Annotated in this window: 1 tRNA gene and 2 rRNA genes; all 3 read left to right on the top strand. The window is 44.9% G+C overall.

The features are described from left to right. A 23S ribosomal RNA gene (locus tag AC1DIT_RS28575) occupies positions 1-107 on the top strand; the annotation flags it as partial. A gap of 102 nt (positions 108-209) precedes the next feature. After that, a 5S ribosomal RNA gene (rrf, locus tag AC1DIT_RS28570) occupies positions 210-325 on the top strand. Between the two features lie 4 nt (positions 326-329). Next, positions 330-405 (top strand) — tRNA-Val (locus AC1DIT_RS28565). The last annotated feature ends 15 nt before the right edge of the window (positions 406-420 follow it).

Here is a 420-nt window from a genome sequence, read left to right as displayed (position 1 = left end):
GCGTAAGCTAGTAAGATCCCTGAAAGATGATCAGGTTGATAGGTTCGAGGTGGAAGCATGGTGACATGTGGAGCTGACGAATACTAATAGATCGAGGACTTAACCATATAATATGAAGCAARTGTTATCTAGTTTTGAGAGAACATAAAAAAACKTGTTGACTTTTYWWRTSAATAARKTATAATAATKKTTGTCTCAAATGAATAWWGTCTGGTAATGATGGCAGAGAGGTCACACCCGTTCCCATACCGAACACGGAAGTTAAGCTCTCTAGCGCCGATGGTAGTTGGGRCCTTGYCCCTGTGAGAGTAGGACGTTGCCAGGCAAATGGAGGATTAGCTCAGCTGGGAGAGCACCTGCCTTACAAGCAGGGGGTCGGCGGTTCGATCCCGTCATCCTCCACCATATATCCACCATATA

Source organism: Bacillus sp. 05T22, from assembly GCF_056396765.1.
Note: the sequence above shows the minus strand (reverse complement) of the source record. Positions and strands in the feature narration are given on the sequence as shown.